Raw genomic sequence first — 12,713 nt, 5'->3', positions numbered from 1 at the left:
GACGAAGCTTCGGCCACGCCGGGGTGACGAGAAGTTAGACATAGGGCCATGCGCCCCTATATGAGCGGCGGGGCGGGGCATCAGACCTCCTCCGCCGTTCATCGTTTCCGAAGGCATCGACGCAGTATGGCATCCGCAGCCGACCAGATGGCGCAAAGCATCAATTTCGCGAAATTCGCGAAGGCGACTGATCTCAAGAAGAGGCTGTGGTTCACGATCGGTGCGCTGATCGTCTTCCGACTGCTGAGCTATGTGCCGCTGCCGGGCATCGACCCGACCGGCCTTGCCGCGCTGGCCAAGCAGACGCAGGGCGGCGTGCTCGACTTCTTCAACACCTTTTCGGGTGGCGCTCTGGAGCGTGCCTCGCTGATCGCGCTCGGCGTGATGCCATACATCACCGCCTCGATCGTCGTGCAGCTTGCGACGTCGCTCTCGCCGCAGCTCGCCGCGATCAAGAAGGAAGGCGAGAGCGGGCGCAAGAAGCTCAACCAGTACACACGCTACGGCACGGTGTTCCTCACCGCGATCCAGGGCTATGTCATCGCAACCGGGCTTGAGGCCGGCGGTGCGGTGGTCGAGCCGGGCATGCTGTTCCGCGTCGCTGCGGTAATCTCGCTGATCGGCGGAACGATGTTCCTGATGTGGATCGGCGAGCAGATAACCAGCCGCGGCATCGGCAACGGCATTTCACTGATCATCATGGCCGGCATCGTCGCGCATTTGCCGACGACGATCGTCAACCTGCTTGAAGGCGGCCGGACGGGCTCGATGAACCCCGCGATCCTGATCGCGATCGTTCTCGCCGTGGCCGGGCTGGTCCTGTTCATCTGCTTCATGGAGCGCGCGCAGCGCCGCATCCTGATCCAATACCCCAAGCGCCAGACGCAGCGCGGCATGCAGGCCGATCGCAGCCACTTGCCGCTGAAGATCAACACCGCAGGCGTGATCCCGCCAATCTTCGCATCGTCGCTGCTGCTCCTGCCGCTGACGATCACGCAATTCGCTGGCCAGAGCGTGTCGGGTGACAGCTGGTGGGGCGATGCCATCATCGGCATGAATCAGTATCTGCAGCACGGCAGCCCGTTGTACATGCTGCTGTACGGTGCCGGCATCATCTTCTTCTCGTTCTTCTACACCGCGGTCGTGTTCAACCCGGAAGAGACGGCGGAGAATCTGAAGCGCTACGGCGGCTTCGTTCCCGGCATCCGCCCGGGCAAGAACACCGAGCAATATTTCGACTATGTGCTCACGCGCATCACGGTGATCGGCGCGGCGTATCTCGCCTTCATCTGCCTGGTGCCGGAATATCTCGTGTCGGCGCTGTCGATCCCCTTCTATCTCGGGGGCACCAGCCTGTTGATCGTCGTCAACGTGACGATGGACACGGTAACGCAGATCCAGTCGCATTTGTTGGCGCACCAATATGGTGATCTGATCAAGAAGGCGAAGTTGAAGGGCGGCCGCCTGCGCTGAAGCGCGGCGAGACGACGCATAAAGAAAACGGGGAGGGCGGTTCGTGAACATCATTCTGCTGGGGCCGCCGGGAGCCGGCAAGGGCACCCAGTCCGAACGCCTGGTGGCGGATCGCGGCATGGTTCAGCTGTCGACCGGTGACATGCTCCGGGCTGCCGTAAAGGCCGGCACGCCGGTGGGCGTGCAGGCTAAAGCGGTGATGGACGCGGGCGCGCTCGTCTCCGACACGATCGTGTCCGACCTCATCGGCGAGAATCTTGATCGACTTGATGCTGACCAAGGCGCGATCTTCGACGGCTATCCCCGCACCGCGGCGCAGGCGTCCGCATTGGACCAGCTGCTCGACGCGCGCGGCCGGACGCTCGATCATGTGATCGAACTCGAAGTGAACGAAGATGCGCTTGTCGAGCGGATCGTCGGGCGCTTCACCTGCGGCAATTGCGGCGCCAGCTATCACGATAGCTTTAAGCTGCCCAAGGTCGCCGACACCTGCGACGTGTGCGGCGCGCATGAGTTCAAGCGCAGGCCCGACGACAACGAGGAAACCGTCCGCACGCGCATGGCGGAGTATCGCGCGAAGACCGCGCCGATCCTGCCGATCTACGACGCGCGGGGGCTGGTTCACCGCGTCGATGGCATGGCCGACATCGCTGAAGTCACGCGCGCAATCGAGGCGATCCTCGACGGAAAATAGGCTGCGTCCTTTCGCCAGGCGATTTGCTTGGCATCAGGCGGTTGAGTTGCAGCCTATGAAAGACGAAACGCCGGAACCGGGCGCTTGACACGGCGTTCGCCGGCGCTTAACCGACCGCCTTCCAGCATACCGGTCACCGGCGGCGTTTCGTAAGCGCTTGCCGCTTTCTTGCGTGGTGGAAGTTCATGCGAAGAGATGGGATGCGCGAACCATGCCGCGTCCCGTGGAGCACGAGGAGAACATAGTTCATGGCACGTATCGCGGGCGTTAATATCCCGACCAACAAGCGCGTGATCATCGCGCTTCAATATATTCACGGTATCGGCCCGGCGAAGGCCAAGCAGATCACCGACAAACTCGAGATCACCGCCGAGCGTCGCGTGCAGGATTTGACCGACCAGGAGGTTCTTCAGATCCGCGAGGCGATCGACGCTGGCTACACCGTCGAGGGTGATCTTCGCCGCCAGACCGCGATGAACATCAAGCGTCTGATGGATCTTGCCTGCTATCGTGGCCTGCGTCACCGCAAGGGCCTGCCGGTCCGTGGCCAGCGCACGCACACCAATGCGCGCACGCGCAAGGGCAAGGCGAAGCCGATCGCAGGAAAGAAGAAGTAAGCGCGAGCTTCCACTTCTTCGGTCGTCGACCGGTCGAGGCGTCGCGCCTCCCGGTCTTCGCTTGATACAAAGGTCAGGGTTACCAAATGGCACAGGCACCGCAGCGTATTCGCCGTCGCGAACGCAAGAACATCACCGCCGGCGTGGCGCACGTCAACGCCAGCTTCAACAACACGATGATCACCATCACCGACGCCCAGGGCAATGCGATCAGTTGGTCCTCCGCCGGCACGATGGGCTTCAAGGGTTCGCGCAAATCGACGCCGTATGCGGCGCAGGTCGCGGCTGAGGACGCCGGCAAGAAGGCTGCCGAGCACGGCGTCCGCACGCTTGAGGTCGAAGTGAAAGGTCCGGGTTCGGGCCGCGAATCGGCGCTCCGTGCGCTGCAGGCGGTCGGTTTCCAGATCACGTCGATTCGCGATGTTACGTCGATTCCACACAATGGTGTGCGTCCGTCGAAGCGTCGCCGCGTCTGATGACGTCCGGCGCCCGGCTGACGAGTCGGGGCGCCCTCTAACACCAGGCCGGACGCGCCCCCGTCCGGCCCAACATCAGGGGACACGAGCCTTGTCCGTCAACGCTAAGAACTGGCAGGAACTGAAGAAGCCCAACACGCTCGAAAAGAAGGGCGGAGATGGCAAGCGCAAGTCGACTTTCATCGCCGAACCGCTCGAGCGTGGCTTCGGCCTGACCCTCGGCAACGCGCTTCGCCGCGTATTGCTGTCGAGCCTGCAGGGTGCCGCCGTCACGTCGATCAAGATCGAAAACGTGCTGCACGAATTTTCGAGCCTCGCCGGTGTGCGCGAGGATGTGACCGATATCGTCCTCAACGTGAAGCAGATCGCGTTGAAGATGCAGGGCGAAGGGCCCAAGCGGCTGCAGCTTTCCGCCACCGGCCCGGCCGAGGTGAAGGCCGGCGACATCGCGGTGTCGGGTGATATCGAGGTGATGAACCCCGAGCTGATCATCTGCCATCTCGACGAAGGCGCGACGCTCAACATGGAGCTGACTGCCGACACCGGTAAGGGATATGTGCCCGCGACCGTCAACCGCCCGGCCGATGCGCCGATCGGCCTGATCCCGGTCGACGCGTTGTATTCGCCGGTTCGCCAAGTCAGCTACAAGGTCGATCCGACCCGCGTTGGCCAGGATCTGGATTATGACAAGCTGACCCTGACGGTCGAGACCGACGGCACGGTGACGCCTGAGGACGCCGTCGGCTACGCCGGTCGCATCCTGCAGGATCAGCTCGCACTGTTCGTCCACTTCGACGATTCGATCGTCCAGCGTTCGGCTCCGGTCGGCATGGCCGCTCCGGTTCCGACTGGTGAGATCGCCAGCGATACGCAGCAGATCAATCGTTACCTGCTCAAGAAGGTGGACGAGCTCGAACTGTCGGTGCGTTCGGCCAACTGCCTCAAGAACGACAACATCATCTACATCGGTGATCTCGTCGGGAAGACCGAGGCGGAGATGCTGCGCACCCCGAACTTCGGCCGCAAGTCGCTCAACGAGATCAAGGAAGTGCTCTCGAGCATGGGCCTCCGCCTGGGCATGGAAATCCCCGGCTGGCCGCCTGAGAACATCGAAGAGATGGCCAAGAAGCTCGAGCAGGAGATTATGGGCTGATTTCGCACCGGCGCAGCCACGCTGCGTCGGAGACGAAACAGCCCGACCGACGCCGCGGCTTTGCCGCGGCGCTGCCGGCAGAAGATCAAGCGGGACTCCGGCGCTAAGCCGGGGTGACGAACATAGGGTGGCCCTAACGTCCCACCTGTCCTGGGGTACCTGAGGGTACCCATCAAAGTAATACTTTGATGGGATCCGTTCACGGCCCCCGAACGAACGAGAAGGAATTACCCATGCGTCACCGTGTAGGCGGCCGTAAGCTTCAGCGGACCTCGGCCCACCGCATCGCGCTGTTCCGCAACATGTCGGCAGCGCTCATCAAGCACGAGCAGATCACCACCACCGTCGCCAAGGCGAAGGAACTGCGCCCGTATATCGAAAAGCTGATCACGCTGGGCAAGAAGGGCGGCCTGTCGAACCGCCGTCTCGCCCACGCTCGGTTGCTCGACGATGCGCAATTGGTGAAACTGTTCGACGTTCTCGCGCCGCGCTACGCCGATCGTGCTGGCGGCTACACCCGCGTGATCAAGGCCGGCATCCGCGCCTCGGACGCGTCGCCGATGGCGATCATCGAGTTCGTCGATCGCGACGTTTCGGCGAAGGGCCAGGATTCGGGCCCAGTGATGAACGACGAGGACTTCGACGAGGCGGCGTAATCGCGTCGCAGTTGATGAGGCTAACAGGGCCGTCCCGCTTGCGGGGCGGCCCTTTTTCAAATGTCCGATGGCACGTCGGACTGACCGCGCCTCAGGCGGCTGCCGTGTCTGGCACCTCTCCAAATGGCGTGTTGTCGTGCGTCGGCAGGATCAGCGACATTCCCTCGAAGCGTCCGAGCAGCAACGTCCAGATACCGCCGCCGCTGGCCTCCTGCTTCTTGAAGGCAGCCTCGTGGCTCAGCTTGTCCTCCGCCTTGATGTCGCCACCGGTGCGATAATAGAAGATGCAGAAATTATCGTCGCCGTATGGAACGGAGAAGATCTTACCCGCACTGCCGTGGACACGTGCTGCCTTGCGCACTTGCCCAGCCTCCGTGGTGCCCACCGGCTTGCCAGCCTTGCCGCCGGTCCTGCCGAGGCGCTTGAGCGCAGCAACGGCGAGCTGCCGCTGGTTGCCGATCATTTGCAGCTGGCGATTGACGGTCGACGATATGTTCACGTCCTGAACGATCAGCATGCTGTAATCTCCCCCGATTTATCTGTCGCTAATCTTCATGCGCTGAGTACTGCCGCGCGACAATAGTTTACGTCGGTACCCGCCCTTTCGCCGAGCGCGTTGGGCCGCTATGCGCTGCGGATGGAGCACCCCGACAGCATTCTCATCGTCGATTTCGGCAGCCAAGTGACTCAGCTAATCGCGCGCCGCGTGCGCGAAGCTGGCGTCTACAGCGAGATCGCGCCCTTCCAGTCCGCGGCCGAAGCGTTCGAGCGAATGAAGCCCAAGGGCGTGATCCTCTCCGGCGGCCCTGCGTCTGTGGTCGACGAAGGCAGCCCGCGCGCACCGCAAGCCGTGTTCGACAGCGGCGTACCCGTGCTCGGCATCTGCTACGGCCAGCAAGTGATGAACACGCAACTCGGCGGCCGCGTCGAGAAGGGCCATTCGGGCGAATTCGGCGAAGCCTTTGTGCAGGTCGCCGCAGGCTGCGGTCTCTTCGACGGGCTGTGGCAGGAAGGTGAGCGGCATCAGGTGTGGATGAGTCACGGCGATCACGTGGCCGAGCTCGCCCCCGGCTTCGTCCCCGTCGCCACCTCGCCCGGCGCGCCGTTCGCCATCACCGCGGACGAAGGCCGGCGCTTCTACGGAATGCAGTTCCACCCCGAAGTTGCGCACACGCCCGATGGCGCGCGGCTGATCAAGAACTTCGCCCGCCATGTCTGCGGCCTGGTCGGCGACTGGACGATGGCCGAGTTCCGCGCGACCAAGATTGCTGAGATCCGAGCGCAGGTTGGGCAGGGCCGGGTGATCTGCGGCCTCTCCGGCGGCGTCGATTCCGCCGTAGCCGCGGTGCTGATCCACGAGGCGATCGGCGAACAGCTAACCTGCGTGTTCGTCGATCACGGCCTGCTGCGCGCTGGCGAGGCGGATCAGGTCGTCAGCCTCTTCCGCGGCCATTACAACATCCCGCTCGTCCACGTAAACGCCGAGCCGCTGTTCATGAACGGCCTCGCCGGCGTCACCGACCCGGAATTGAAGCGCAAGTTCATCGGCAAGACCTTCATCGAAGTGTTCGAGACCGAGGCAAAGAAGATCGGTGGCGCCGAATTCCTCGCGCAGGGGACGCTCTACCCCGACGTGATCGAGAGCGTCAGCTTCACCGGCGGGCCATCGGTGACGATCAAGAGCCACCACAACGTCGGCGGCCTGCCCGAGCGGATGAACATGAAGCTCGTCGAGCCCTTGCGTGAATTGTTCAAGGACGAGGTGCGCGCGCTCGGCCGCGAGCTTGGCCTGCCCGACATCTTCGTCGGCCGTCACCCTTTCCCTGGCCCCGGCCTCGCGATCCGCATCCCCGGCGAAGTCACCAAGGAACGCTGCGACATCCTGCGCAAGGCGGACGCGATCTATCTCGAGGAGATCCGCAACGCCGGGCTGTACGATGCGATCTGGCAAGCGTTCGCGGTTCTCCTCCCGGTCCGCTCGGTTGGCGTGATGGGCGATGGCCGCACCTACGACAGCGTGCTCGCCTTGCGCGCGGTCACATCGACCGACGGCATGACCGCGCAGGCTTTCGAGTTCCCCGGCGGCTTCCTGGCGCGCGTCACGACGCGCATCATCAATGAGGTACGCGGGATCAACCGCGTCACGTACGACTATACCTCCAAGCCGCCCGGCACGATCGAGTGGGAGTGATCCGCTATCGGTCGTTCCGGTCAAAAGGCGAAGGTGGCGTTGAGTGACAGATAGCGCGTCCAGCGGCCGGTCGGCGCATTGGGTGCATCAAGCAGAAATCGCCCCTTGGCGAGCAAAACGACGTCGGCCTCCAGACGTAGGGTCGGGAACAGGAGATAGCGTAGGCGCGCGTCGATTTGGTGGCCCGCAAAGTTGCCGGAGTTTCCGGCGGCGTTGCGCACCGCGCTGGACGAAAAAGCGTCCTGACGCGCCGCCAGCCAGAACGGCCGATAACTCACCATCAGGTCGCTCTTGGCATCGGGAACAGCTTCGATCCGGACGCCCGGGCTGATCAGGTTGGTACGCGAAATGGTATTGTAGAGCCCTGCGGGGGCCAGATCCTGCCGCCGCATCCCCAGCAGCGGGTCGAAGCGCCCGAAGCTGCCGCCAGGGGATTCGCCGCTGGCATGGTCGTACTCGATCGCCAATCTGGGCTTTCAGCCGCCCCGAAACGTATAGCCGACGTCACCATGCACGAACCACGCGCGCACCTGCTGGGTCGGTGCGTTTGCAGCCAGGGTTGTCGAGACAGTACCGCGCTGGGCGATTCCCTCGACCTCGAAATCAACTCCGCCACGTGCGGGATCGCGGATGACCCGCGCGCTGGCGGTGTCCAGCGAGCGGTCGCGGGTGGCACGACCGGCGGCATCGCGCTCGCCCAAATGAAAGAATCCGAACTCGGCGGTCGCGCCGGCGATCGTGCGTGCGCGACTGAACAGCCCGCCCCAAAGCACAAGGTCAAAGCTCTCGCGATCGACCTGCACGCGGTTCGCCAGCAACGCGTCGAGGTCGGTCGGCCGCCGTTGTTGCGGCAGTGTGTAGATCAGCGTCGCCTTCCACCCGCCGCGCAAGGCACCGTCGATTCGCAGGCCGGTATAGCTGTTGGTGGTGTTGCGATAATCGTCGGCGGCGACCAGCCGCCGCGAGCCGAGGTTGAGGAGGAACCGGCCCGCCTGGGCGCTCACGCTGCTGCCCTTGCCGATCGCTTCGGGCAGCGTCAGCGCGACGAACGCCTGCGGCAGCTCGAACGTATTGACCTCGTTGGTCGATACCGGCGTGCCGCGGTTGGCGCCATAGACGCGGCTGTCCCACTGTTCGGTGACGACGCGCAGGTGCGGATCGACGGCGTAGTCGGCGGTAGCGATGGTGCGCAGGTTCAGCAGCGCGTCGCTGGTGTTAAAGCCAGCGCGCGCCTGCCCGTCGATCACCTCGTAGCGCGCACGGACCGTGCCGCTTAGCTGGAGCGGGCCGTCGGTTTTGCCGGCTTGCTGCGCCGATGCCGGCTGGACGGCCGCCAGTAAGCCTCAGGCCAGCAGTGTCGCAAACGATAACCTGGCCATCGGTCAGCCGATCAAACCAAGGGCGTACAGACTGAGCCCAGCGACCGAACTCGCTAGCAGGGTGGTGATAACCCCCGCATTGAATCGAAAGATCGCGACGATTGCCACCGCCGACAGCAACGTCGCCCAAGGATCAATGCTCTCCAGCACCGGCGCATCGAAGCGCAGCGGGCCTGCCGCGACTGGCGACACCTGGCGAAACAGCGTGTGCAACGCGAACCAGATCGCCAAGTTGAGCACCACGCCCACCACGGCCGCGGTAATTGCCGATAGTGCGCCGGCGATCGCCGCATTCCCGCGCAGCCGTTCGACGAACGGGGCGCCCAGGAAAATCCACAGGAAGCACGGCACGAATGTCACCCATGTTGCGAGCAGAGCGCCGATCGTCGCGGCGAGCAGCGGGGTCATCCCGCCGGCATCGCGATAGGCGCCCAGGAACCCGACAAATTGCAGCACCATGATCAGCGGTCCCGGGGTCGTCTCGGCCATGCCGAGCCCGTCGAGCATCTCCTCGGGGCGCAACCAGCCATAATTCTCGACTGCCTGCTGCGCGACATAGGCGAGCACCGCATAGGCCCCACCAAAGGTCACCATCGCCATCGTCGAAAAGAAGGTGGCGATCCGGCTGAACACATGGTCGGGCCCGAGCGTCAGCAGCAGCCCCGCAACCGGGATCAGCCACAGCGCCAGCCACCACAAGGCGGTTCGCAGCGTCTCGCCCCAACTGGGGCTGGCATGTGCGGGCAGTTCCTCGCCCAGCAGCGTGTCGGCGTCGGCAACTATCGTGCCGCCGCTCGATCCATGCCCGCCGCCGGCCTGGAATGCTGCCAATCCCCCTCGCCCGCCCCACCAGCCGATCAGCCCGGCGCCGAGGACGATGACCGGAAACGGCGCCGCAACGAAGAAGATAAGCAAGAACGCCGCCGCCGCCATCGCCTGCATCGGACGGTTCTTCAGCGCGCGCTTGCCGATCCGCGCCACCGCTTGCAGCACGACCGCCAGCACCGCCGCCTTCAGCCCGAAGAACAGCGCCGAAACGATCCCGAGCCGCCCGTACAACACATACACGAAGCTCAGCGCCATGATCGAGATCGCGCCGGGCAGGATGAACAGCACCCCGGCGACGATACCGCCCTTCGTCCGGTGCAGCAGCCAGCCAATATAGGTGGCGAGTTGTTGCGCCTCGGGGCCGGGCAGCAGCATGCAATAGTTGAGCGCATGCAGGAATCGATGCTCACCGATCCAGCGCTTTTCCTCGACCAGGATGCGATGCATCACCGCGATCTGCCCCGCCGGCCCGCCGAACGAGAGCGCGGCAATCCGCAGCCATACCCAGAAGGCTTGGCCCAGCGTCACCGGCGCGGGTCGTGTCGTCGCAGCGACGGGAGTCTCGAGAGTGGCGGGGTTCACGGGCGCTCTCCCTTCGCCTTGTGCGACGTCCAAGCTTGTCGCAGGCAATCGCATTGAGAGCAGGCATAGCGCGTCCTTCGATAGGATCGGGACGCGATACTTCGGCCTGCCGCCTCGTGGGGAGATCGCGGTCCCCATGAGAATACTATCAATATAGTCGGGCCAGCCTGTCAACGCAGGGTGCGCAAGTTTTCCAGACGCATCGCGTTGGCTTCGTACCCGACGTCGATCTTCCAATCGCTTGAAGGAGTGACGAGTGATTCGAATTCTTCACCCGCCAGCTTCGTTGCACGGCTCGATCCCAGCTTCTTCAGCCGGAAACGAGCCGAGAACTTCGTCATGAAGCTGGCTTGCAATAGTGCGATCCAACTAAAAACTGAGGCGCGCCGAAACTCGAATGTCACGGCCGGGCAAGGGCACAAAATCCTTGGTAAATGAAGCATGACGGCGCGCATCGACGTCAAAGATATTGTTTGCCGAAACGCTGATGATCGTCTCGTTCTTCCCGCCAAACGGCTTGAATGACAAGGTAGCGTTGACCAAGGTGAAGTCTTTGGTTGGCGTCTCGAATGCGGCTATGTTGTTTTGTGCGGTGATATGCTCGGCTTCCAGCCGACCACTAATGCTTCCCGCCGCTGCTGACAGGCCGCCAAGCACGCGCAATGGTGGGATGCGAGGTAATGGACCGCCGTCATTGCTTAACTCAGCGTTAACGTAATCAGCGACGACATTGGCGTCCAGCCGGAACGTACCGGTATTGACAATCGTCGCCGATACTTCGCCTTCAACGCCGTAATAGCGGGCGTCGGCCTGCATATACTGGAATAGCGGCAATTCATCAGCTTCGAGGCCGGTGTCCGCCTCGTAGATATAGTCGTTGAACCACGTCGAATAGCCTGCAACCTGGAAGCGTATCGGCCCGGCGTCCCCACGTGCAAACAATTCGACACCCCAGCTTTTCTCCTTGGTGAAGTTGGGGTCGCCGATCTCGAAGGCTTGGGTTGCGATATGTGGACCGTTGGAGAACAACTCCTCACCCGATGGTGCGCGCTCGGCGCGTGATCCGTTGATGCCGATCTTTACGGTCGGCGTTACGGCGTACGACACGCCGATCGCGCCTGAGAAGGCATTGAACGTACGATCTACCGCGACGATCTGTGCGTCTTCTTCCAGCCCGATCCGCACGCTCGACGAGCTAACCTCGCTTCGCTCGTACCGGCCGGCCACTTCTAATCCCAGCTTGCCGAAGTTGAACTCCTGCAGGGTGAACACGCCGTACTGATCGGTGACGTTAGGCGGAACAAAGGCTTCGGCGCCAACTGCGGAGAAGTCGCGGGTGAAGCCCTGGAAACCGGTCACACCACGCCACCCGTCGCGGTCTGCCTGAACGAATTCCAATCGGCCTTCGAATGCTTGGGAGTCGAACACCGTCCCGACTTCGGCACCTTCGAACTCAGTGTGCGTGTAGTCGGAATAGCCGATCCGGGTTCGGATGCTTTCCAGAAAGCTACCGCCTACAGTGATTTCGCTGCGCATATCTGCGCGGAACTGCTTCAGGTCGATGGTGACGGGGCCTTCCTCTTCTCCGCCTTCTGCCTCGCCTTCTTCGCCTTCCTCACCATGATGATGCCCCGCACCGGGCCGCGAAGGAACGCCGTACTTGGTATCGTAATAGCCCGCCGAGAAGCCGAGACTGCCGCCGTCATTGATCAGCGCCAAACCACCGCCGACCGAGAAGGTTTCGGTGAAGCTATTGGGTAGGGGGCCGCGCAGATTGGCAAGCGCACTCGCCTCTGCTGCCTCACCAAGATTGCCTTCCTCGGCTTCCTCGGCAGCAATCGCCCGCTGATCGGCACGAAGGGTCGGCGAAAGCACGAAGCCACCAATCCGGAGATCGTCGCTTTTGCGGTAAGTGCCATCGACATGCGCGACAATGTTGGGCGCCAGCGCAACGTCGAGCGATGCGCCGCCGCTACGTTCTTCGGCGGCAGAGCCGTAGGCGCCGATCGCATCAAGATGGAAGCCAGCCTCGGGGACGTTCCGGGGAATACGGCGGTCGATCACGTTGACCACGCCGCCGATCGCTTGGCTCCCGAACAACAAGCTGGCTGGACCGCGCAGTATCTCGATCCGCTCAGCGGTAAGGGGTTCGATCGACACGGCATGGTCAGTCGAGGTGTTTGATACATCGAGTGAGCCCAGCCCGTCGGACAGAACCCGGATACGTTCGCCTTGAAAGCCGCGCAGCACCGGTCGCGACGCGCCTGGCGAGAACGACGTGGCCGAAACGCCGGGCTGCCGGGTGAGCGTTTCGCCGATCTGTGAGCGAACGTCGATCACCAGTTCGTCGCCGGTTATAACCGAGCTGCCGGCCAACAGATCAAGCTCACGGACGAAAGGTGCCGTCACGACGATCTCGCTTTGCTGGTTATGGACCGCATCATCGCGATCGATTGCCGCGGGCGCCGGCGCTTCGGCGACTTGCGCCAGGGCCGGAAAAGCCTGAGCGGCAACAGTCGTAAAAAGAAGCAATTTAACCATACGGTGCATTCGAAAACTCCCAAGCCACGGATCGCCTAACAGGGTGTGTTACATCATCACAAGGATGCAATTTGGCTAGCGCGATTCTGTCTGACGGTGTTGCCAAAATGTTATAGTGCAACG

11 protein-coding genes and 1 pseudogene are annotated in these 12,713 nt (G+C 63.0%); 7 read left to right on the top strand and 5 right to left on the bottom strand.

The features are described from left to right. Positions 1-126: 126 nt before the first annotated feature. The 6 genes from secY to rplQ all read left to right on the top strand — a co-directional run bounded on the left by secY (position 127) and on the right by rplQ (position 5,069). Positions 127-1,473: a preprotein translocase subunit SecY gene (secY, locus tag LLW23_RS03065; protein ID WP_228947321.1), complete on the top strand. Its 1,347-nt coding sequence runs from the start codon at positions 127-129 to the stop codon at positions 1,471-1,473. A gap of 43 nt (positions 1,474-1,516) precedes the next feature. Next, positions 1,517-2,167 carry an adenylate kinase gene (locus LLW23_RS03060; protein WP_228947320.1) on the top strand — a complete coding sequence of 217 codons (651 nt, stop codon included), beginning with the start codon at positions 1,517-1,519 and terminating at the stop codon, positions 2,165-2,167. Between the two features lie 248 nt (positions 2,168-2,415). Continuing rightward, positions 2,416-2,784: a 30S ribosomal protein S13 gene (gene rpsM, locus LLW23_RS03055; RefSeq protein WP_228947319.1), complete on the top strand. Its 369-nt coding sequence runs from the start codon at positions 2,416-2,418 to the stop codon at positions 2,782-2,784. Between the two features lie 86 nt (positions 2,785-2,870). Beyond that, complete coding sequence (gene rpsK, locus LLW23_RS03050) at positions 2,871-3,260, top strand: 30S ribosomal protein S11 (RefSeq protein ID WP_228947318.1); 390 nt, start codon at positions 2,871-2,873, stop codon at positions 3,258-3,260. 91 nt (positions 3,261-3,351) lie between these two features. Then, positions 3,352-4,413 carry a DNA-directed RNA polymerase subunit alpha gene (locus LLW23_RS03045; protein WP_228947317.1) on the top strand — a complete coding sequence of 354 codons (1,062 nt, stop codon included), beginning with the start codon at positions 3,352-3,354 and terminating at the stop codon, positions 4,411-4,413. 233 nt (positions 4,414-4,646) lie between these two features. Next, entirely contained in the window at positions 4,647-5,069 is a 423-nt protein-coding gene (gene rplQ / locus LLW23_RS03040) for a 50S ribosomal protein L17 (protein WP_228947316.1), read from the top strand. A gap of 91 nt (positions 5,070-5,160) precedes the next feature. Here rplQ and LLW23_RS03035 read toward each other — a convergent pair whose 3' ends face one another. Further along, positions 5,161-5,586 carry a hypothetical protein gene (locus tag LLW23_RS03035; RefSeq protein ID WP_228947315.1) on the bottom strand — a complete coding sequence of 142 codons (426 nt, stop codon included), beginning with the start codon at positions 5,584-5,586 and terminating at the stop codon, positions 5,161-5,163. 120 nt (positions 5,587-5,706) lie between these two features. Between LLW23_RS03035 and guaA the strand changes: the two genes are divergently transcribed. After that, positions 5,707-7,260, top strand: a complete 1,554-nt coding sequence (gene guaA, locus LLW23_RS03030) for a glutamine-hydrolyzing GMP synthase (protein ID WP_228947314.1) — start codon at positions 5,707-5,709, stop codon at positions 7,258-7,260. Positions 7,261-7,280: 20 nt separating this feature from the next. On the opposite strand, the pseudogene LLW23_RS03025 reads toward guaA, so the two are convergent. The 4 genes and pseudogenes from LLW23_RS03025 to LLW23_RS03010 form a co-directional block, all read right to left on the bottom strand. Next, positions 7,281-8,507: pseudogene (locus LLW23_RS03025) on the bottom strand (alginate export family protein). Positions 8,508-8,642: 135 nt separating this feature from the next. Beyond that, positions 8,643-10,049, bottom strand: coding sequence for a chromate efflux transporter (gene chrA, locus LLW23_RS03020; RefSeq protein WP_228947313.1), 1,407 nt, complete (start codon positions 10,047-10,049; stop codon positions 8,643-8,645). A 170-nt stretch (positions 10,050-10,219) separates the two neighbouring features. Continuing rightward, positions 10,220-10,390, bottom strand: a complete 171-nt coding sequence (locus tag LLW23_RS03015; protein WP_228947312.1) for a hypothetical protein — start codon at positions 10,388-10,390, stop codon at positions 10,220-10,222. A gap of 28 nt (positions 10,391-10,418) precedes the next feature. Next, complete coding sequence (locus tag LLW23_RS03010; protein WP_228947311.1) at positions 10,419-12,599, bottom strand: TonB-dependent receptor; 2,181 nt, start codon at positions 12,597-12,599, stop codon at positions 10,419-10,421. Positions 12,600-12,713 lie beyond the last annotated feature (114 nt).

Source organism: Sphingomonas radiodurans (assembly GCF_020866845.1).
GTDB lineage: Bacteria > Pseudomonadota > Alphaproteobacteria > Sphingomonadales > Sphingomonadaceae > Sphingomonas > Sphingomonas radiodurans.
The sequence above is the reverse complement of the archived record's forward strand: the minus strand, read 5'-3'. Positions and strand labels throughout refer to the sequence as shown.

Coding starts and splice junctions, on each gene's coding strand:
- rpsK (WP_228947318.1), top strand. CDS start 2,871: ATGGCACAGGCACCGCAGCGTATTCGCCGTCGCGAACGCAAGAACATC.
- LLW23_RS03015 (WP_228947312.1), bottom strand. CDS start 10,390: ATGACGAAGTTCTCGGCTCGTTTCCGGCTGAAGAAGCTGGGATCGAGC.
- LLW23_RS03010 (WP_228947311.1), bottom strand. CDS start 12,599: ATGCACCGTATGGTTAAATTGCTTCTTTTTACGACTGTTGCCGCTCAG.
- secY (WP_228947321.1), top strand. CDS start 127: ATGGCATCCGCAGCCGACCAGATGGCGCAAAGCATCAATTTCGCGAAA.
- rplQ (WP_228947316.1), top strand. CDS start 4,647: ATGCGTCACCGTGTAGGCGGCCGTAAGCTTCAGCGGACCTCGGCCCAC.
- guaA (WP_228947314.1), top strand. CDS start 5,707: ATGGAGCACCCCGACAGCATTCTCATCGTCGATTTCGGCAGCCAAGTG.
- rpsM (WP_228947319.1), top strand. CDS start 2,416: ATGGCACGTATCGCGGGCGTTAATATCCCGACCAACAAGCGCGTGATC.
- LLW23_RS03035 (WP_228947315.1), bottom strand. CDS start 5,586: ATGCTGATCGTTCAGGACGTGAACATATCGTCGACCGTCAATCGCCAG.